Source organism: Sinorhizobium fredii USDA 205 (assembly GCF_001461695.1).
Lineage (GTDB): Bacteria > Pseudomonadota > Alphaproteobacteria > Rhizobiales > Rhizobiaceae > Sinorhizobium > Sinorhizobium fredii.
Window position 1 is genome coordinate 105,193 of record NZ_AUTC01000199.1, and the last position, 20,331, is coordinate 125,523.

Below are 20,331 nucleotides of genomic sequence, written 5' to 3' on the forward strand. Positions count from 1 at the left end.
CTGTTTCTTCAATTGTCTGCGGCTATGAGGGATATTCGCCGCAGCCTGTAGAAGGAGCCGCCCCCTCGATATGTCGCAGCAACTGTCCGTTTTTCCGGCATTCTTTCGCGTCGCGCAGAAGCGCGTGGCGATATTCGGCAATGGGGACGAGGCCTACGCCAAGGTGCGGCTGCTACTGAACACCGAGGCGCACATCCTCGCTTATGCGGATCAACCGGAGCCGGCCTTCGAGGCGTTCCTGAAGGAAAGGGGAATCGAGACGGTTCGCGAAGCCTTTGCCGATTATCAGGTCGAAGGCGCCGTACTGGTCTTTGCCGCCACCGGCGATGCGGCCGCCGATCGGGTGATCGTCGCTGCGGCACGCGAGCGGAGGATCCCTGCAAACGCCGTCGACCAGCCGGACTTTTGCGATTTCCTGACGCCGGCGCTCGTCAATCGCGCCCCGGTCGCCGTATCGATCGGCACGGAAGGGGCGGGGCCCGTTCTGGCGCAGATGATCCGCGCGCAGATCGATCAGTTGCTGTCGCCCTCGCTCGGCATCGTCGCGACCTTGGCTGCAAGCTACCGAGAAGCCGTCGATCGCCTTGTTCCGCGCGGCGTGGCACGCCGTGTCTTCTGGCGGCGCTTCTTTTCGGGTCCGGTGGCCGATCATGTGGCCCTCGGCGATCTTGCTTCCGCCCGTCGCGAAGCCTCCCGCCTCCTGGATGCGGCCGACCGCGTTTCCGGGCATGTCTGGCTGGTCGGTGCGGGTCCGGGGGCCGAGGATCTGCTGACGCTCAGGGCGCAGCGGGTGATGATGGAGGCGGATGCCATCGTTTATGATGCGCTTGTCCCTCAGGCGATCGTCGACATGGGCCGCCGCGATGCCGAGCGGCTTTCGGTCGGCAAGCGCAAGGGCTGCCACACCAAATCGCAGGACGAGATCAACTATCTTCTGGTGAAGCTCGCCAAGGAAGGCAAGCGCGTCGTGCGGTTGAAGTCCGGCGATCCGCTGATCTTCGGCCGCGCTGGTGAGGAGATGGCCGCCCTTCGTGAGGCCGGCGTGACCTACGAAATCGTCCCCGGCATCACCTCGGCCTTTGCCGCGGCGGCGGATTTCGAGCTGCCGCTGACGCTTCGCGGTGTTGCGTCGTCTCTGGTCTTCACGACCGGTCATGATCTTGCCGGTGACGTGCTTCCCGATTGGGCGCGGCTTGCCGTTTCCGGCGCGACGATTGCGGTCTATATGGGCCGCACGGTGGCCGCTTCGGTTGCCGCCCGGCTGATGCAGGCCGGACTGCCGGCAGAGACGACCGTCGCCGTCATCGAGAATGCCAGCCGCGCCGAGCGGCGTCTGCTGCACGGGATCCTTCGTGAACTGCCGGATCTCGAGAACAGGACGGAGCTCGACGGCCCGGTCATGGTGATCATCGGCGACGCGGTCGCCGGCGCGAATTTCGACCGCTCGGAGCCGCTCGCTGCCGGCCGGCGTCACAATGCCGATGCAAGTGATACTTCCGGCGCCAAACGCGCCGAACAGATTTTGAATTGAGGACGACGTGATGGTGAGCAAGGTTTTGACGGCGAATCGCTTGGCGGACGGCATTTCCGTCTGGCTCGACGCTTCCGGCAATTGGGTGGAGTCGCTGCAGGACGCCTTCATCGCCCGGCATGCCGAGGCTGTCGCCGCCCTCGAGGCAACCGGCAAGACCGCCTTCGCCGACAACAAGGTCGTCGACGTCAATGTCGTTGACGTGGAAGAGGTAGACGGCATACTCCGGCCGCTTCGCATGCGCGAGCGGATCCGGGCGGAAGGCCCGTCGATCGCCTATGCCCCCGGTTATCACGGCCTTTCCGGCCCCAAGAACTTTGCTGCCTGAGGACCTGAGCTTCCATGTACCGTTACGACGAATTCGACCACGCCTTCGTATCCGCACGCGTCGAGCAGTTCCGCGATCAGGTCCAGCGGCGGCTGTCTGGTGAGCTGGCCGAGGATGCCTTCAAGCCGCTGCGGCTGATGAACGGCGTCTATCTGCAGCTTCACGCCTACATGCTCCGCGTCGCCATTCCCTATGGCACGCTGTCGAGCCGCCAGATGCGCATGCTCGCCCATATCGCCCGCAAATACGACCGCGGCTACGGGCATTTCACCACCCGCCAGAACATCCAGTACAACTGGCCAGCCCTTTCCGACACGCCGGACATCCTGAACGACCTGGCGAGCGTCGAGATGCACGCGCTGCAGACGTCGGGCAACTGCATTCGCAACGTCACGGCCGACCATTTCGCCGGTGCCGCGGCCGACGAGGTCGCCGATCCGCGCCCCTATGCGGAAATCCTTAGGCAATGGTCGAGCGTCCATCCGGAATTCTCGTTCCTGCCGCGCAAGTTCAAGATCGCCGTTACCGGTGCCGAACGCGACCGCGCCGCCATCCAGGTGCATGACATCGGCCTGCATCTGAAAAAGGACGAGAGCGGCAAGCTCGGCTTTGCCGTCTATGTCGGCGGCGGGCAGGGCCGCACGCCGATGATCGCCAAGAAGATCCGCGACTTCCTGCCGGAAGAGGATCTGCTTTCCTACACGACGGCGATCATGCGCGTTTACAACCTCCATGGCCGTCGCGACAACAAGTACAAGGCACGTATCAAGATCCTCGTGCACGAGACCGGTGCGGAGGAACTGGCGCGTCAGGTCGAGGTCGAATTCGCCAGCCTCAAGGATACCGAACTGAAGCTGCCCGACGCCGACATCCAGGCGATCGCATCCTATTTCGCGCCGCCGGAACTGCCGAACCGTGCGGAAGGCTGGGGCAATCTTGCCCGCTGGAAGAAGGCCGACGAGGGCTTCGCTCAGTGGGTCCACCAGAACGTCCAGCCTCACAAGCATCCCGACTATGGCATGGTGACGATTTCGCTGAAGCCGATTGGCGGCATTCCGGGCGACGCGACCGACAGCCAGATGGATCTCGTGGCGGATATCGCCGAGGAATATGCCTTCGACGAGATCCGCGTCAGCCACGAGCAGAACCTGATCCTGCCGCATGTGGCGCTGGCTGACCTCGAGCCGCTCTACCGGGCGCTGGTCGCCTCAGGCCTCGCCACCGCCAATGCCGGACTGATCACCGACATCATTGCCTGTCCCGGCCTCGACTACTGCGCGCTTGCCAATGCGCGCTCGATCCCCGTTGCGCAGGAGATTTCCAACCGCTTCGGCTCGTTCGAGCGGCAGGCCGAAATCGGCGAGCTGAAGATCAAGATTTCCGGCTGCATCAACGCTTGCGGGCACCACCATGTCGGCCATATCGGCCTCTTGGGCGTGGAGAAGAAGGGCGCGGAACTCTATCAGATCACGCTCGGCGGCTCCGGTGACGAGAACACCTCGATCGGCGAGATCATCGGCCGCGGCTTCGAGCCCGAGAAGGTGACGGATGCGGTGGAGACGATCGTCGACACCTATCTCGGCCTGCGCCGCGACAAGTCGGAAACCTTCCTCGAAGCCTATCGCCGGGTCGGGCCGCAGCCTTTCAAGGATGCCCTCTACGGCGGCGCCCAGGAAGCTGCGTGAACAAAGCCGCATAAGGATTTGAGAAGATGACAAAAATCTGGAAAGAAGGCGGCTTCGTGAATGATGACCCGTGGGTCGTCGAAACCGAGGAGGTGAAGGCCGGTTCGAACGAGAAGGCGATCCTCGGCCTCGACGCCTTCCTGGAGCAGGCGGCAGGCGGTGCTTCCGGTCTTGGTGTCCTGATCGCCCCTGCGGACGACGTGACGCGCTTGGCGCCGCATCTCGACCGCATTGCCCTGGTAGCCTTGGCCTTCCCCGCCTTTAACGACGGGCGCGCCTTCAGCCACGCTTCGCTCCTGCGCAGCCGGCTCGGCTTCGAAGGCGAAGTCCGCGCGGTAGGCGATGTGTTGATCGACCAGATCCCGCTGATGCTGCGTTGTGGCATCGACAGTTTCGCAGTGACGAATGCGACGGCAATCAAGAGGCTCTCGGAAGGGCGCCTGCCGGGCATCGCCAACCACTATCAGCCGACGGCAAAACCGTCGACGGACGCCAAATCCTACAGCTGGCGCCGTGTTTTTTAAAAAAAAACGCGGCCCGCGACAGAGTGAAGCAAGCCGAAATCCCAGAAAGAGCCTATATTTGGAAGGGAATTCCTTTCAATGTGCCAGGGTTTGGAATATCCGCTCGTAGTTGATAAAAAGCCTCACTATTACAGGACTGAAGCCACGATGAATGCGCCGGCAAAAAAGGAAGATTTCGCAGTACAGGCACCGGCGGGTGTCTTTGCCGAAACGGTCACGAGCGTCGAACACTACACGGACCGGCTCTTCCGCTTTCGCATGACGCGCCCGCAGGAGTTCCGCTTCCGCTCCGGCGAGTTCGCGATGATCGGCCTGATGGTCGGCGACAAGCCGGTCTATCGTGCCTATTCGATCGCAAGCCCCGCCTGGGACGAGGAACTGGAGTTCTTCTCGATCAAGGTGCCGGACGGCCCGCTGACCTCGCATCTGCAAGGTATCAGGCCGGGCGACCAGGTGCTGATGCGCAAGAAGCCGACGGGCACACTGGTGCTCGATGCGCTCGTGCCCGGCCGCAGGCTCTACATGTTCTCGACTGGCACCGGCATTGCTCCCTTTGCGAGCCTGATGCGCGATCCGGAGACCTACGAGAAGTTCGAGGAGGTCATCCTCACCCATACCTGCCGCGATGTGGCCGAACTGAAGTACGGCTTCGATCTCGTCGAGGAAATCCGCAATCACGAGTTTTTGAACGAGATCGTCGGCGACAAGCTGCGCCACTATGCGACCGTGACGCGCGAGGATTATCCCTTCAAGGGCCGGATCACCGACCTGATGACGAACGGCAAGTTCTTCGCCGACCTCGGCCTGCCGCCGCTCGACCCGGCGATTGACCGCGGCATGATCTGCGGCTCGACGGCCATGCTGAAGGACACCAAGGAAATCCTCGAGGCAGCGGGCCTCACCGAAGGCGCCAACAACAAGCCGGCCGAATTCGTCATCGAGCGCGCTTTCGTCGGCTGATACGGTAGCCGTCAATCTGATCGGAAGAGGAGGTGCATCCTGCGATGCGCCTCTTTTTCATTTGCCGGCCGTGCTACTGCATGTCTCCTTAGATCGACCTCGATCTAAGGACAAAGACATGCAGCAATTCAAAGTGCTACAGCGACCTTTGCGCGCCTGATAAGGCGCGCGGCGCTGTAGGGAGACGAACGCTACCCGTCCGCAAGATAGTCCATTAGCTGCGACATCGAAGCGGCAGCGCCGGCAGAGTCGGCCGCCTCGATCGCGCGCATAACCTTGACGTGGCGCTCCACCGAGCCTTTCATCTTTTCCGGCGATGCGGATGCGAACCAGATGCGGCGTGCATGGGTCTGGAGTGGTGCCAGTGCCGCCGTCAGGAATCGGTTCGGGCAGGCCTCTTCCATCACCTCGTCGAACATCTTGTCTGCGACCAGGAAGCCCTCCAGATCGCCGCGACCGGCGCAGTCCTGCATCATCTGCCTGCAGTCGCTCATCACTTGGCGGGTCTCGGTGCTTGCATGCTCCGCTACAAGCGCCGCCGCCAGCGGCTCGAGCTGTTGGCGCGTCTCCATCACATGGATCCGATCGTCCGGCCGGATAATGCTGATTTGCAAGCCGACCCGCGGGCGAACCTCGATCAGCCCCTGCCAGGCGAGTTTCTGGATCGCCTCGCGGACCGGCGTGCGCCCATGATTGGCGAGTTCCAGCAACTGCCGTTCGGTGACGAGCGTTCCCGGCTTCAGCTTCAAGGTGACGACGAGGCGTTCGAGCGCCAGATAGGCGCGGTGGGCCTGTGACTGCGATGACATGAACGTCCTTGCGTTTGTGATATATCAGAGATTGACACAGTTCGGAAATCATGGCAAGTAAGCTGATATATCAGAACCAAGGAGGCTTGCCATGTGGCGCGGCGTATTTCCGGCAGTAACGACGAAATTCACGACTGAGGGCGATCTCGACAAGGCCGAGATGGAGCGCTGCTTCGCGCTGCAGTTCGAGGCAGGCGTCGACGGCATGATCGTCTGCGGTTCGCTCGGCGAGAACATGACGCTGGAGGCGGATGAAAAGATCGAGATCCTCAAGATCGCCAAGTCGGTCGCTGGTGGCAAGCCGGTGCTGATGACCATATGCGAAAGTGCCACGCGCCGCGGTGAGGCGGCGGCGAGGGCCGCCGCCAAGGCCGGCGCCGACGGTTTTATGGTTCTGCCGGGCGTCCCTTACAAATCGGCGCCGACAGAGACACTCGCCCACGTTCAGGCGGTCGCTGCCGCTGGTGGCCTGCCGATCATGGTCTACAACAACCCGGTCGCCTACGGCGTCGACGTGACGCTTTCGATGTTCGACGAACTGGCCAGGAACGAGCTTGTCGTCGCGATGAAGGAATCGACCGACGATATCCGCCGCGTCACCGAGGTTCTGACCCGCTTCGGCGAGCGTTTCGACTGCTTCACCGGCGTCGACAACCTGGCGCTCGAAAGCCTGCTGATGGGCGCCCATGGCTGGGTCGCCGGCCTTGTCGTCGCCTTCCCGAAGGAGACGGTTGCGATCTGGAAGCTGGTCCAGGCCGGACGTCTGGAAGAGGCGAGGGCGATCTACCGCTGGTTCCGTCCGCTGCTCGATCTCGACGTCTCCACCAACCTCGTCCAGAACATCAAGCTCGCGGAAGTCTCCGCGATCGATTCCAATGATCGCGTCCGCGCGCCGCGTCTGCCGCTCGTCGGCGCCGAACGTCATCGGGTCCAGGGCATTATCGAAGCCGCGCTCGCAAAGCGCCCGACGCTGCCGGCTTTCTGAGCTGGATTTATAGTTGCAGCGTCGGCACCTCGTCCGGCTGCGGGGAGAAGGTTAGGGGGAGGGGTAGACGCAAGCCTCGAAACGAAATGGCCCGCCTATCGAGGCGGGCCATTTTGCGTCGGAGCCTACGTCCGAAATCAGTGCAGGATCTGGCTCAGGAACAGCTTGGTGCGTTCGTGCTGCGGATTGTCGAAGAATTCGGCCGGCGAGTTCTGCTCGACGATCTGCCCCTGGTCCATGAAGATGACGCGGTTGGCGACCTGGCGTGCAAAGCCCATCTCGTGCGTCACGCACAGCATCGTCATGCCTTCCTCGGCGAGACCGACCATCGTGTCGAGCACTTCCTTGATCATTTCCGGGTCGAGCGCCGACGTCGGCTCGTCGAAAAGCATGATCTTCGGGTTCATGCAAAGCGAACGGGCAATCGCGACGCGCTGCTGCTGGCCGCCCGAGAGCTGGCCCGGATATTTGAGTGCCTGCTCGGGGATCTTGACGCGCTTGAGGAAATGCATCGCGACTTCCTCGGCCTGCTTCTTCGGCATCTTGCGCACCCAGATCGGCGCAAGCGTGCAGTTTTCGAGGATGGTCAGGTGCGGGAAGAGGTTGAAGTGCTGGAACACCATGCCGACCTCGCGGCGCACTTCGTCGATCTTCTTCAGATCGTTGGTAAGCTCGATGCCGTCGACGACGATCTTGCCCTTCTGGTGCTCCTCGAGCCGGTTGATGCAGCGGATCATCGTCGATTTGCCGGAGCCCGACGGGCCGGCGATGACGATGCGCTCGCCGCGCATCACCTTGAGATTGATGTCGCGCAGCACGTGAAAGTCACCATACCACTTGTTCATATTGGTGATTTCAATCGCGACATCCGTCGTCGAGATGGCCATTTTTTTTGTAGCGGTGGCAGTGTTTGCCATATGTTTTCCCCTTTTATCGGTGGCTCTTGTCGAGCAGGCGTTCCATGAACCCTGAGTAGCGCGACATGCCGAAGCAGAAAAGCCAGAATATGAAACCCGCGAAGATCAGGCCCGTCAACGGCGTTACGGCGGAAGCCCAGTTCGCGTCGCTAAAGTTCAGGCGGACAATGCCGAGCAGATCGAACATGCCGATGATCGAAACGAGCGACGTGTCCTTGAACAGGCCGATGAAGGTGTTGACGATGCCGGGAATCACCAGCTTCAGCGCCTGCGGCAGGATGATGAGGTTCATCTTCTGCCAGTAGCTGAGGCCTAGCGAATCCGCGCCTTCATATTGGCCCTTCGGAATGGCCTGCAGGCCGCCGCGCACGACCTCCGCCATGTAGGCGGACGCAAAGAACGACACACCGATCAACGCCCGCAGGAATTTGTCGAAGGTGACGCCCTGCGGCAGGAACAGCGGCAGCATGACGCTCGCCATGAACAGAACCGTGATCAGCGGGACGCCGCGCACCATCTCGATGAAGACCGTGCAGAGCATCTTGATCACCGGCATGTCGGACCGCCGGCCGAGCGCCAGCAGAATGCCGAGCGGCAGCGAAACAGCGATCCCGACGAACGAGAGGACCAGGGTGACCATGAGACCGCCCCAAAGCGCCGTCTCGACATAAGGAAGGCCGAGCCAACCGCCGGGAAGCAGGGTCGTGGCGATGATCGGCAGGACCGCCAGCAACAGAACCGCGTTCAACCCCTTGTAAGGAATCTTGGGGATCAACATCGGAACGAGGAACAGGACGAAAAGGATGCCGACGAGAGCGGGGCGCCACTGCTCCTCGAGCGGATAGCGGCCAAAGACGAACTGCCCGAGCTTTGCATTGACGAAAGCCCAGCAGGCGCCGCTCCAGCCTTCCGGTTGCGAGCCGCCCTGGGAGAGGGTGGCGCAGACGCCGCGACCGCCGCCCGTCCACGCCGCGTCGACGAAAAGCCACTGGATCGCGGGTGGCACCAGCCATGCCAGGATGAGCAGGCTGATGATCGTCAGGACGCTGTCCTTCGGCGTGGCGAAGAGATTCTTGCGCAGCCATCGGACGATGCCAGCTTCCAGCGCGGGGGCAGGTGAGGCTTCGATCATCGAAGCACGAACGAAACTTGCCTGATGCGTGCTCATGTTCTCACCTCTCCACCAGCGCCATGCGGGCGTTGTACCAGTTCATGAACAGCGAGGTTGCAAGGCTCAGGCTGAGATAGACGATGAGCCAGATGCTGACGACTTCGATCGCTTGTCCGGTCTGGTTGAGGATCGTGCCGCCGACGGCGACGAGATCCGCATAGCCGACGGCCACCGCGAGCGATGAGTTCTTGGTGAGGTTGAGGTACTGGCTGGTCAATGGCGGGATGATGATGCGCATTGCCTGCGGAACGACGACCAGGCGGGTCGTCAGCCTTGGGCGTATGCCAAGTGCGTGAGCGGCTTCCGTCTGCCCCTTCGAAACGCCCCGGATGCCCGCCCGGACGATTTCCGCGATGAAGGCCGCAGTATAGAAAGACAGCGCGAGGAAGAGCGACATGAATTCCGGTCCGACGACCGAACCGCCCGTAAGATTGAACTTGCCGGCGACAGGAATGTCGAATGTCAGCGGAGCGCCGGTCGCCAGGAACGTTATCAGCGGCAGACCGATGAGCAAGCCGAGCACGATCGACAAAACGGGCAGTCGCTGACCGGTTGCCTCCTGCCGTTGCCGCGCATAGCGGGCGAAAACGAAGCTCGCGACGACGGCGATGATCAAGGCGAACAGTGTGTATTGCGAACCCTCTCCGAAGATGGCTCTCGGGAAGGCAACGCCGCGATTGCTCACATAGATATCGAAAGGTAGGGCGAGCGCCTCACGCGCCTGGGGCAAGATCGCCAGAACGCCGCTATACCAGAAGAAAATGACCAGCAGCGGTGGAATGTTGCGGAACACCTCGACATAGGCGAGCGAGAGCTTGGCGATGATCCAGTTGTGCGACAGACGTCCAACGCCGACAATGAAGCCGATGATCGTTGCCGTGATGATGCCGGTGATCGCCACCAGCAGTGTGTTGACGAAACCGACGACCAGAGCGCGGCCGTAAGTGGAATCGCTCGTGAAAGCGATCAGTGATTGTCCGAGATCGAACCCCGCCCGGCCGTTCAAAAAGCCATAGCCGGATGCGATGTTCGCGCGCTGCAAGTTCTCGACCGTGTTTTGGACGGTCCAGTAGACGAGAACCGCGAGAATGATGATGGTGATTGCCTGGTAGAATATACCGCGCACCTGAGGATCGTTGATGATAGATCCCGAGGATTTGCGCTTCTCAGGCGTGCCTGTAACGCCAATGGCCATACAATGCCTCTTTCCCCGATCCGCCCTGTTTTCGGGCGTTCTTATTGTAGAACGGAGGAGCGGCGTGCCGCTCCTCCGAGACTCTCAAGCCGACCAGCCTTTAGCGGACCGGCGGTGCGTACTGGATGCCGCCCTTGCTCCAAAGCGCGTTCAGGCCGCGCTCGATCTTCAGCGGGCTGCCAGCTCCGATGTTGCGGTCGAAGACTTCGCCGTAGTTGCCGACGGCCTTGATGATGTTGACGGCCCATTCATTGGTCAGGCCCAGGTCCGTACCGATCTTGCTGTCGGCTTCGACACCAAGGAATCGCTGGACGTCAGGGTTGGCCGACTTCTTCATCTCTTCGACATTTGCCTGGGTGACGCCGAAGTCCTCGGCCTGGATCAGGGCATAGTGAACCCAGGTGACGATATCGAACCACTGGTCGTCGCCCTGGCGCACGGCCGGTCCAAGCGGCTCCTTCGAGATGATCTCCGGCAGGATCATGTGATCATCCGGCTTCGAGAGGGTGAGGCGCAGGGAGTACAGGCCGGACTGGTCGGTGGTGTAGACGTCGCAACGGCCTGCGTCGTAGGCGGCGTTCACTTCCTCGAGCTTCTCGAAGACGACCGGGTTGTACTGCAGGTTGTTGGTCTTGAAGTAGTCGGCGAGGTTCAGCTCGGTGGTCGTGCCGGTCTGGACGCAGACGGCTGCGCCGGAGAGTTCGAGCGCGGACTTCACGTTGAGGCTCTTGCGAACCATGAAGCCCTGGCCGTCATAGTAGTTGACCGGGCGGAAGTTGAAGCCGAGCGCCGTGTCGCGGTTGATTGTCCAGGTCGTGTTGCGGGCGAGCACGTCGACCTCGCCGGACTGCAGCGCCGGGAAACGCTCCTTCGCGGAGGTCGGCGTATACTTCACCTTCGTCGCATCGCCGAAAACTGCTGCAGCGATCGCCTTGCAATAGTCGACGTCGAAACCGCTCCAATTGCCCGAAGCGTCAGGGGCTGCGAAACCGGCGAGACCGGTGTTCACGCCGCACTGGACAAAGCCCTTGGCCTTCACGTCGTCAAGGGTAGCAGCCGATGCCGCATGCGCGCCAATCCCCATGACAGCAGCGCCAAAAAGAGCTGTCAGAATTCTTCTTGCCATTTTTTTGAACCTTTTCGGTTGTTCGTAAGTTCCCGTCTGCACCGTGCGTTCTGTCGGCGCGTGCAGCCTCAGCCACCCTCCTGGCATGAGTGCAATCTATCTCATGCTCAAAATCCATGAGGGTCAAGTGATGTTGCTGATTTTCTGATTTTCGATGTGAAAAACTGAAAATTCGCCAGAACTTTAAGCAGATTCTGCTGGAAATCGTCCACTTCTGGATAAAAAACCGCCAGATGCGCGCATCTAAGAGCTTAACGCCTCGGCGCTGAATTTTTCCTTGACCCCACCCGTGCCGCGTTCGATGAGTTTCCATCGAGTTTTCAACGGCGGATTCGTTAAAATGGCAGACAAAATGAGCGCGCGTGGCGAGATCGGCATCAACACCCGCCTCGCGCACACCGGCAATAATCCTTCCGACTTCCATGGATTCGTCAATCCGCCGGTGGTCCACGCGTCCACCGTGCTTTTCCCGAACGCCAAGGCAATGGAAACGCGGGCGCAGAAATACACCTATGGCACGCGCGGCACGCCGACGACCGATGCGCTCTGCGATGCAATCAACGAACTCGAGGGAGCGGCCGGAACGATTCTCGTCCCTTCGGGGCTTGCCGCGGTCACGGTGCCCTTTCTCACCTATCTTTCCTCCGGTGACCACGCTCTGATCGTCGATTCGGTGTATTTCCCGACCCGGCATTTCTGCGACACGATGCTGACCCGACTGGGCGTCACGGTCGAATACTACGATCCGATGATCGGTGCTGCCATCGAGAGCCTGATCAGGCCGAACACGCGGCTGGTGCACACAGAGGCGCCGGGCTCGAACACATTCGAGATGCAGGATATCCGGGCGATTGCCGATGCCGGCCACCGCCACGGCTGTGTCGTCACCATGGACAATACCTGGGCAACGCCGCTCTACTTCCGTCCGCTCGACCACGGCGTCGACGTGTCCATCCACGCGGCGACCAAATATCCGTCCGGCCACTCGGACGTACTGCTTGGGACCGTTTCCGCCAACGCGGCGCATTGGCCGGCCTTGACCGAGGCGATGGTGACGCTCGGCGTCTGCGTCTCGCCGGACGACAGCTACCAGATCCTGCGTGGCCTCAGGACCATGGGCATTCGCCTCGAGCGCCACCAGGAAAGCGCGCTGGCGCTCGCCCGCTGGCTCGAAAGCCGCGAAGAGGTGGCGAGGGTGCTGCATCCGGCTCTGCCGAGCTTCCCCGGGCACGAGCTCTGGAAGCGCGACTTTGGCGGGGCGAGCGGCATTTTCTCATTTGTCCTGAAGGCCGAGCCGGAAACAAGCAAGGCGAAGGCGCATGCCTTCCTCGATGCGCTGTCGTTCTTCGGTCTTGGCTATTCCTGGGGCGGCTTCGAGAGCCTCGCGCTCCATGTGAACCTCTCCGATCGCAAGGTCGCCAAGGCTCCGTCCGGGGGCCCGGTCATCCGGCTGCAGATCGGCCTTGAAGATGTCGCCGATCTGCGACGCGACATCGAAGCGGGACTTGCTGCAGCCAATGCCGTCTGAGTGATGAAGAGGCGGTGCGGCACAGGCGGAAAACGTGTTCCGCCTGCCACCTATGCCTTCTGGCGGCCCGAGGCGCCGTATCCATAGAGCCAATCGAGATCGGCCGCGAGCGCTGTCGGCCCCCTCACCGCGAGGACGAGGTTTCGCGCGACCCGCACCGGCCCACGGGCGTGATAGGCGAAACGGTTGAAGGCCGCGCGTTTACGCACCCGGGAAATCCGAGCCCGGCGCGCCTGCTCGTAACGCACGAACGCGGCCGGAGCGTCGACGCATTCGGCAAGACAACACGCCAGTTCGCTGGCATCCTCGATTGCCATCGCGGCACCCTGAGCAGCAAAGGGCGTCATTGCATGGGCGGCATCGCCGATGACAACAAGGTCCCGTCCATTGTGCCAAGCCCCCTCGTCGACGGTGCACAAGGGCCAGTAGGTGGCTGATGCGGCGCTTTCGATCATTAAACGCAAATCCGGGTGCCAGGCCTCGAAAGCAACGGCAAATTCGCGTCGTCGTTCCTCCGAGTCTTGCCCTGTCCAGGCTGTCCCGGCCGGCTTGCCGCCAACGATGGCGACGAGATTGAAGCCATCGATTTCGCGGAGCGGGTAGGCGACCAGGTGCGCCTTCGTTCCAAGGAAGGCCGTGACGCTATCTGCCGAAAGGCAGCCGGACGCTTCGGCGCGCGGCAGCAACAGCCGCCAGGCGATATTGCCCGAGAACCGGACGGTGCCGGCCCCGGCGATCGCGGCTCTTGCCTGCGACCAGAGGCCGTCGGCGCCGATGACCACGGAAGGACGGCGTCCCGCCGCTGCAGCGACCGCAGCGGCCGGATCACCGGCAATTCGGGTTCCCAGATGAAGGCGGCAGCGTGGCTCCGACTGCACGGCGTCCTGAAGGATTTTCTGCAGACTGGCGCGATGCAGCACCCCGTAGGGGGCTGCCCAACGGCTGCGCGCCGCGGGACCAGCCGGCACGTCGGCGAGCGATCGCAGCGTGCGTCCGTCGACAAGCGCGATCGAGTCTGGTTCGCTCCACACGTCCTCAAGGGCAGGGAGGAGGCCGAGTTCCATCAGGATGCGCGAGGCGTTCGGCGACACTTGCAGCCCCGCGCCCACTTCGTCCAAGGCGTCCGCCTGCTCGAAAATATCTGCAAGAATCCCGTGCCGTGCAAGGCACAGCGCCATCGTCAGTCCGGCAATGCCGGCGCCGACGATGGCGACCGGATCAGCCTGTTGCATCGACGTCGCACCAGCGGATGTGGATTGGTCAGGCAGCCTTGGTCTCGAAGAGACAGCCCGGCGGAACCGTTTCGGTCGCCTTCAGGTTCGCATTGTAGCGATAGAGCGTCGAGCAATAGGAGCAGACCTTCTCGTTGTCGTCGCCCATGTCGATGAAGATGTGGGGGTGGTCGAAGGGAACGGATGCGCCGGTGCACATGAATTCCTTGACGCCGATCTCGATGACCCGGTGCCCGCCGTCATTCTGGAAATGGGGGATGCTGTGGCCGGCCATGTCGTACTCCGATGAATGCAAGTCTGGTGTCGATTTTGCCGGCACCATAGTGAGCTTTGGGACAAATGTGTAGCAGCAATCATGAAGCGCTTGTGGTTTTTGGGCCGGCGGGGGGTTTCCGACCATACCAATCCCGCCTAGTTTGCGGCCAAAACAGATGATGTCTGGGAAAACCATGGATTTGAACCCTCCGCCATTCTCGCGCTTCACGCATGACGGTCTGGAAATCGCCTATTTCGACGAAGGTGACCCGTCCGGAGACCCGGTCCTGCTCATTCACGGATTCGCCTCGAGCGCCAACGTCAACTGGGTCTATACGGGCTGGCTGAAGACGCTCGGCGACGCCGGCTACCGGGTCATCGCGTTCGATAACCGCGGTCACGGCGCAAGCAGCAAGCCTTATGACGCGGCAGTCTACCATCCCCACCAGATGGCCGGCGACGCGGCCGCCCTTCTCGTCCATCTTGGCATCGGCGACGCGCATATCATGGGCTATTCGATGGGCGCGCGCGTTTCGGCATTTCTGGCCTTGCATCACCCGCATCGCGTCCGCTCGCTCGTGTTCGGCGGTCTGGGGATAGGCATGGTGACCGGGGTGGGGGATTGGGATCCGATTGCCGAAGCGCTGCTGGCGCCGTCGCTCGAAGACGTGACGCATGCGCGCGGCCGCATGTTCCGCGCCTTTGCCGACCAGACGAAAAGCGACCGTCAGGCGCTTGCCGCCTGTATCTCGACCTCGCGAGACCTGCTCTCCGTCGAGGATGTCGGGCGGATCGATGTGCCCGTTCTGATCGGGGTCGGCACGAAGGATGACGTCGCCGGATCCGCGCAGGAGCTTGCCGCTCTGATGCCGCAGGCCAGGGCATTGGATATTCCGGGCCGTGATCATATGCTGGCGGTCGGCGACCGCGTCTTCAAGAAGGCGGTCCTCGAGTTTCTCGGCGAGGTCAGTCGGGCGTAGCTGGCTCGAAGCGACCGCCGATTGAAACGCTGCGAGCCCATTTATGTCGTTCGGGAATTGCCCTATATATGGGGCAGCGCAGGCCACGGATTGACCAGGAAGGAGCGCGACTATGGTCGCCAAGACCGAACTTCGCCACACGGAACCGCTGAAAGCGGTCGACCCCATCTGGGACAGCCTGCGTGAAGAGGCGCGCCTGGCCGCCGAGCGCGATCCGATGCTTGCCGCCTTTCTTTATTCGACGGTGGTCAACCAGCATTCGCTGGAAGAGAGCGTGGTCTACCGGATTTGCGAGCGGCTCGACCATCCCGACCTGCAGGCAAATCTGCTCCACCAGACCTTCCTGGAAATGCTCGAGGATTGGCCTGAATGGAGCACGATCCTGCGCGTCGACATCCAGGCTGTCTACGACCGCGATCCGGCTTGCACGCGGTTCCTTGAGCCGGTGCTGTATTTCAAGGGCTTCCATGCCATCCAGACGCACCGGCTCGCCCATTGGCTGTGGAACCGTGGGCGGAAGGATTTCGCCCTCTATCTCCAGAGCCGCTCCTCGAGCGTCTTCCAGACCGACATCAATCCGGCCGCACGTGTCGGACGGGGCATCTTCCTCGACCACGCGACGGGCCTCGTCGTCGGCGAAACGGCGGTGATCGGCGACAATGTATCGATCCTGCACGGCGTGACGCTTGGCGGCACCGGCAAGGAGGGCAGCGACCGACACCCGAAGATCGGCGACGGCGTGCTGATCGGCGCCGGGGCGAAAATCCTCGGCAATATCCATATCGGCCATTGCTCGCGGGTGGCGGCCGGATCGGTCGTGCTGAAGGCGGTTCCGCCGAAGACGACGGTGGCCGGCGTTCCGGCCAAGGTGGTCGGCGAGGCTGGATGTTCCGAGCCGTCGCGGCAGATGGACCAGATCCTGGCGAGTTTCGATATCTGACGCCGAGGGGCACGAGCCGGAAAAATCTTTGCGACATTCCAATGCGTTACGGCTATTCGCGATCTTCTTCATGAGTGCCGGGTTGGGTGTGGGTTTACACTTGGCAACGCCGCATGCGAGAAGCGCCGCAAATCAACCGGATACGGAGAATAGATTTGAAGCCCGAAGAGATCCGCAAGCTTGAGGCCTATTTCAAGCGCACCTTGAACCCGGCGATGGTCGTCAAGGCTCGTCCCAGGAAGGACGAATCCGCCGAGGTCTATCTCGGCGATGAATTCCTTGGCGTCATATTTCGCGACGAGGAAGACGGCGAGCTTTCCTATAGTTTCTCGATGGCGATCCTCGACGTGGACCTGTGATTGGCACGCCGCGCGGCCAGCCGCGCGCTCCATCATCCACCGGTGCCGGCCCTGAGCAATCGGGCCGGCTTTTTCTTATAAAGTCATATTTTTACAGAAAATAGTCGGGGCCGGCCGGATCTTCATCAAGTCGTTGCAAGAATTGTGTTTTACTGCATTGCACACTGAACTTGACTTTTTGTGCAGTGCACCTAGACTGACGCTTGCCCACCGCCCACAAGGAGAAACTTGATGTTTAACATCGACGACGCAAACAAGAAGAGCAAGGAAGCACTGGACGTGGCTGTGAAGAGCTACTCTACCCTGACCAAGGGCTTCCAGGCCATTGCAACCGAAGCAGCAGACTACTCGAAGAAGTCCTTCGAAGACAGTATCGCCCATTTCGAAAAGCTGTCGGGTGCCAAGAGCCTCGAAGCTGCCTTCGAACTCCAGACGAACTATCTGAAGTCGAGCTATGAAGCTTTCGTCGCCGAAGCATCCAAGATCGGTGAGATGTATGCCGATCTCGCCAAGGACGCCTATAAGCCCTATGAGGCTCCTGTCGCCAAGGCAACTGCAGCCGTGAAGTCTGCTGCCGCCGCCTGACGGTAAAGACCATCGCTGTCACAACAAGGCCGGTCGCGGTTGTCGCGGCCGGCCTTGTTGTTCTGTGTGCCCTGTCTGGCGCCGCATGCGGCCCCCAGTCAGTCCGGTCAGGGTCTGCCCGCCGGGGCCTGCTTCGACAGATTGAGGCGAGGCTTGATTTCCAGCGCAGCGGCCGAAGAAAATTGATCAATCTTGTGCTTGGCCGTGCGAATATGATTGCAGTGCGTTGGTTCGGACTTAAAATCCAAGAACGAACCATTAGATAAAGGCAAGCAGGCTGCAGCCATTTTCATGGATTGCGGCTGTCAAGGGAATGAAACAGAATGATCGCCATGCCGGTCCGGATGCAGCAGGGAAGCGATGGAAACGGAGGCGGCCCCAGTCGTGGCACGTCCGTTATCACCCGCACCAAGCCGAAGACCAAGAAGCCGAGTTTGTACCGCGTTCTGCTTTTGAATGACGATTACACGCCGATGGAGTTCGTCGTCCATATCTTGGAGCGTTTTTTTCAGAAGGACCGGGAGCAAGCGACGATCATTATGCTTCATGTCCACAACCACGGCGTTGGAGAATGCGGCGTCTTTACCTACGAAGTCGCCGAAACCAAAGTGACGCAGGTGATGGATTTCGCCAGGCAGCATCAGCATCCCTTGCAATGCGTCATGGAAAAGAAATGAGGACCTAACGTGCCAACATTTTCGCCCAGCCTCGAAAAGGCGCTGCATCAGGCACTGACTTTTGCCAACGAGCGCCATCATGAATATGCGACGCTCGAGCACCTGCTGCTGGCATTGATCGATGATGCCGATGCGGCGGCCGTGATGGGCGCATGTAACGTAAATCTGGAAGCACTTCGCAAGACTGTGACGGACTATGTCGACAACGAATTGTCCAATCTGATCACGGGCTATGATGAAGACTCGAAACCGACGGCGGGCTTCCAGCGCGTCATCCAGCGTGCCGTCATCCATGTGCAATCCTCCGGCCGTGAAGAGGTGACGGGAGCCAATGTGCTCGTCGCGATCTTTGCCGAGCGCGAGAGTCATGCGGCCTATTTCCTGCAGGAACAGGAAATGACGCGCTATGATGCGGTGAATTTCATCTCGCACGGCATCGGCAAGCGACCGGGCAGCTCGGAATCGCGGCCGGTGCGGGGCACAGAGGACCAGGAGTCGGAACAGAAGTCACCGCGCGAGAGCGAGGAAACCGGTCCGAAAAAGCAGCAGGATGCGTTGACGGCCTATTGCGTCAACCTGAACGAAAAGGCCAAATCCGGAAAGATCGACCCGCTGATCGGCCGGCACGCCGAGGTAAACCGCACCATCCAGGTCCTTTGCCGCAGGTCCAAGAACAACCCGCTGTATGTCGGGGACCCCGGTGTCGGCAAGACGGCGATCGCCGAAGGGCTCGCCAAGCGCATCGTCGAGAAGCAGGTGCCGGAGGCGCTTCAGGACGCCACGATCTTTGCTCTCGACATGGGAACGCTGCTCGCCGGTACGCGCTATCGCGGCGATTTCGAAGAGCGCCTGAAGCAGGTCGTCAAGGAACTCGAGGAATACCACGGCGCAGTCCTCTTCATCGACGAGATCCATACGGTGATCGGCGCCGGCGCGACATCGGGCGGTGCGATGGATGCATCCAACCTCCTGAAGCCGGCGCTGTCGTCCGGCTCGATCCGCTGCATCGGTTCGACCACCTACAAGGAGTATCGCCAGTTCTTCGAAAAGGACCGAGCGCTCGTCCGCCGCTTCCAGAAGATCGACGTCAACGAGCCGACGGTTGCCGACGCGATCGAGATCATGCGGGGGCTGAAGCCCTATTTCGAGGAGTATCACCACCTCAAATATTCGAACGAGGCGATCAGGGCGGCCGTCGAGCTTTCGGCCCGCTATATCAATGACCGCAAGCTGCCGGACAAGGCGATCGACGTCATCGACGAGTCGGGTGCGGCGCAGATGCTGCTGCCTGTCAGCAAGCGCCGCAAGCTGATCACCGAAAGGGAGATCGAGGCGACGGTCGCCACCATGGCCCGCATTCCACCGAAGTCGGTCTCCAAGGACGACGAAGCCGTTCTCGCCAATCTCGAGAAGGAACTTCGCTCGGTCGTCTATGGTCAGGATCTGGCGATCGAGGCGCTTGCCTCGTCGATCAAGCTTGCCCGCGCCGGCCTGCGCGAACCGAACAAGCCGATCGGCTGCTACGTGTTCTCCGGCCCGACCGGCGTCGGCAAGACGGAAGTGGCGAAACAGTTGGCGACGTCGCTCGGCGTGGAACTGCTGCGCTTCGACATGTCGGAATATATGGAGCGGCACACGGTTTCCCGGCTGCTCGGCGCACCTCCCGGCTATGTCGGCTTCGACCAGGGCGGTCTCCTGACCGACGGCGTCGACCAGCATCCGCACTGCGTGCTGCTGCTCGACGAGATCGAGAAGGCGCATCCCGACCTCTTCAACATCCTTTTGCAGGTGATGGATCACGGTTCGCTGACCGACCATAACGGCAAGAAGATCGACTTCCGCAACGTCATCCTGATCATGACGACTAATGCGGGTGCCTCCGACATGGCCCGGCCGGCAATCGGCTTCGGCTCGTCGAAGCGCGAGGGCGAGGACATCGAGGCTCTGAACAAGCTGTTTACGCCGGAGTTCCGCAACCGGCTGGATGCAGTCATCCCGTTCAACTCGCTGCCGACACCGGTCATCCATCAGGTCGTGCAGAAGTTCGTCATGCAGCTTGAGACGCAGCTCGCCGAGCGCAACGTCACCTTCGACCTCGCGCCCGAGGCGATCGCCTGGCTTGCGGACAAGGGCTACGACGAGAAGATGGGCGCGCGGCCGCTGGCGCGCGTCATCCAGGAGAACATCAAGAAGCCGCTTGCCGACGAAATCCTCTTCGGCAAGCTCAAGAAGGGCGGCGTCGTCAAGGTGACGATCGGCACGAAGGAGGACGGCACCAAGGGGCTTATCCTCGATGCCGTGCCGGAGACGGCACCGATCAAGCCGAAGGCGGAAGTGTCGCGTCCGGGCGGCAAGAGCGCCAAGCCGAAGAAATCGGAAGAGAAGGAGACCGTTTCCGCCGAGCCGGGTCCGAAGCCGAAACCGAAAAAGGCGACCAAGACCGCTTCGGATGCGGTACCGCTGAAGGGAAGAACGGTTCCCAAAGTTCCGCGCAAGAAATAGCGCAATCGCGATTTTCGCTTGACGGTGCCGGGTGGCTTCACC

General features: G+C 61.4%; 20 protein-coding genes. 13 read left to right on the top strand and 7 right to left on the bottom strand.

All coding sequences use genetic code 11. From position 1 onward, the window contains the following. Positions 1-70: 70 nt before the first annotated feature. From cysG to N181_RS29345, 5 genes are all read left to right on the top strand, one after another. Positions 71-1,531: a siroheme synthase CysG gene (gene cysG / locus N181_RS29325; protein ID WP_060564113.1), complete on the top strand. Its 1,461-nt coding sequence runs from the start codon at positions 71-73 to the stop codon at positions 1,529-1,531. 10 nt (positions 1,532-1,541) lie between these two features. Continuing rightward, the gene (locus tag N181_RS29330; RefSeq protein WP_014328167.1) at positions 1,542-1,859 is read left to right on the top strand and encodes a DUF2849 domain-containing protein; all 318 of its coding nucleotides are present in this window, start codon (positions 1,542-1,544) and stop codon (positions 1,857-1,859) included. 14 nt (positions 1,860-1,873) lie between these two features. Beyond that, positions 1,874-3,544: a nitrite/sulfite reductase gene (locus N181_RS29335; RefSeq protein WP_014328168.1), complete on the top strand. Its 1,671-nt coding sequence runs from the start codon at positions 1,874-1,876 to the stop codon at positions 3,542-3,544. Between the two features lie 26 nt (positions 3,545-3,570). Further along, entirely contained in the window at positions 3,571-4,068 is a 498-nt protein-coding gene (locus N181_RS29340) for a DUF934 domain-containing protein (protein ID WP_014328169.1), read from the top strand. 147 nt (positions 4,069-4,215) lie between these two features. Then, entirely contained in the window at positions 4,216-5,028 is an 813-nt protein-coding gene (locus tag N181_RS29345; protein ID WP_037393477.1) for a ferredoxin--NADP reductase, read from the top strand. A gap of 191 nt (positions 5,029-5,219) precedes the next feature. Here the strand turns inward: N181_RS29345 and N181_RS29350 are convergent, their stop codons facing one another. Then, the gene (locus tag N181_RS29350; RefSeq protein ID WP_014328171.1) at positions 5,220-5,837 is read right to left on the bottom strand and encodes a GntR family transcriptional regulator; all 618 of its coding nucleotides are present in this window, start codon (positions 5,835-5,837) and stop codon (positions 5,220-5,222) included. A 91-nt stretch (positions 5,838-5,928) separates the two neighbouring features. On the opposite strand from N181_RS29350, the gene N181_RS29355 reads away from it, so the two are divergent. After that, positions 5,929-6,822, top strand: coding sequence for a dihydrodipicolinate synthase family protein (locus tag N181_RS29355; protein WP_014328172.1), 894 nt, complete (start codon positions 5,929-5,931; stop codon positions 6,820-6,822). Between the two features lie 137 nt (positions 6,823-6,959). Here the strand turns inward: N181_RS29355 and N181_RS29360 are convergent, their stop codons facing one another. The 4 genes from N181_RS29360 to N181_RS29375 form a co-directional block, all read right to left on the bottom strand. Further along, positions 6,960-7,739 (bottom strand): amino acid ABC transporter ATP-binding protein, encoded by a 780-nt coding sequence (locus N181_RS29360; protein WP_014328173.1) that lies wholly within the window; start codon positions 7,737-7,739, stop codon positions 6,960-6,962. A 13-nt stretch (positions 7,740-7,752) separates the two neighbouring features. Further along, a complete protein-coding gene (locus tag N181_RS29365) occupies positions 7,753-8,907 on the bottom strand; it encodes an amino acid ABC transporter permease (protein ID WP_014328174.1) in 1,155 nt (384 codons plus the stop codon). A 4-nt stretch (positions 8,908-8,911) separates the two neighbouring features. Continuing rightward, positions 8,912-10,105: an amino acid ABC transporter permease gene (locus N181_RS29370; protein ID WP_014328175.1), complete on the bottom strand. Its 1,194-nt coding sequence runs from the start codon at positions 10,103-10,105 to the stop codon at positions 8,912-8,914. 100 nt (positions 10,106-10,205) lie between these two features. Continuing rightward, positions 10,206-11,231, bottom strand: a complete 1,026-nt coding sequence (locus tag N181_RS29375) for an amino acid ABC transporter substrate-binding protein (RefSeq protein WP_014328176.1) — start codon at positions 11,229-11,231, stop codon at positions 10,206-10,208. Positions 11,232-11,571: 340 nt separating this feature from the next. On the opposite strand from N181_RS29375, the gene N181_RS29380 reads away from it, so the two are divergent. Beyond that, positions 11,572-12,759, top strand: a complete 1,188-nt coding sequence (locus tag N181_RS29380) for a cystathionine beta-lyase (protein ID WP_037393472.1) — start codon at positions 11,572-11,574, stop codon at positions 12,757-12,759. A 50-nt stretch (positions 12,760-12,809) separates the two neighbouring features. On the opposite strand, the gene N181_RS29385 is transcribed toward N181_RS29380, so the two are convergent. Together N181_RS29385 and N181_RS29390 are read right to left on the bottom strand one after the other, a co-directional pair. Next, a complete protein-coding gene (locus tag N181_RS29385; RefSeq protein ID WP_014328178.1) occupies positions 12,810-13,991 on the bottom strand; it encodes an FAD-dependent monooxygenase in 1,182 nt (393 codons plus the stop codon). A gap of 28 nt (positions 13,992-14,019) precedes the next feature. After that, a complete protein-coding gene (locus N181_RS29390; protein WP_037393469.1) occupies positions 14,020-14,265 on the bottom strand; it encodes a zinc-finger domain-containing protein in 246 nt (81 codons plus the stop codon). Positions 14,266-14,440: 175 nt separating this feature from the next. On the opposite strand from N181_RS29390, the gene N181_RS29395 reads away from it, so the two are divergent. The 6 genes from N181_RS29395 (at position 14,441) to clpA (ending at position 20,289) form a co-directional block, all read left to right on the top strand. After that, positions 14,441-15,226 carry an alpha/beta fold hydrolase gene (locus tag N181_RS29395; RefSeq protein ID WP_014328180.1) on the top strand — a complete coding sequence of 262 codons (786 nt, stop codon included), beginning with the start codon at positions 14,441-14,443 and terminating at the stop codon, positions 15,224-15,226. A gap of 112 nt (positions 15,227-15,338) precedes the next feature. Next, positions 15,339-16,166 carry a serine O-acetyltransferase gene (gene cysE / locus N181_RS29400; RefSeq protein WP_037393467.1) on the top strand — a complete coding sequence of 276 codons (828 nt, stop codon included), beginning with the start codon at positions 15,339-15,341 and terminating at the stop codon, positions 16,164-16,166. A 155-nt stretch (positions 16,167-16,321) separates the two neighbouring features. Continuing rightward, positions 16,322-16,525, top strand: coding sequence for a DUF3126 family protein (locus N181_RS29405; RefSeq protein ID WP_037393466.1), 204 nt, complete (start codon positions 16,322-16,324; stop codon positions 16,523-16,525). A 231-nt stretch (positions 16,526-16,756) separates the two neighbouring features. Further along, complete coding sequence (locus N181_RS29410) at positions 16,757-17,110, top strand: phasin family protein (RefSeq protein ID WP_014328183.1); 354 nt, start codon at positions 16,757-16,759, stop codon at positions 17,108-17,110. 323 nt (positions 17,111-17,433) lie between these two features. Then, the gene (gene clpS, locus N181_RS29415) at positions 17,434-17,787 is read left to right on the top strand and encodes an ATP-dependent Clp protease adapter ClpS (RefSeq protein WP_014328184.1); all 354 of its coding nucleotides are present in this window, start codon (positions 17,434-17,436) and stop codon (positions 17,785-17,787) included. A 9-nt stretch (positions 17,788-17,796) separates the two neighbouring features. After that, positions 17,797-20,289 (top strand): ATP-dependent Clp protease ATP-binding subunit ClpA, encoded by a 2,493-nt coding sequence (gene clpA / locus N181_RS29420; protein WP_014328185.1) that lies wholly within the window; start codon positions 17,797-17,799, stop codon positions 20,287-20,289. Positions 20,290-20,331 lie beyond the last annotated feature (42 nt).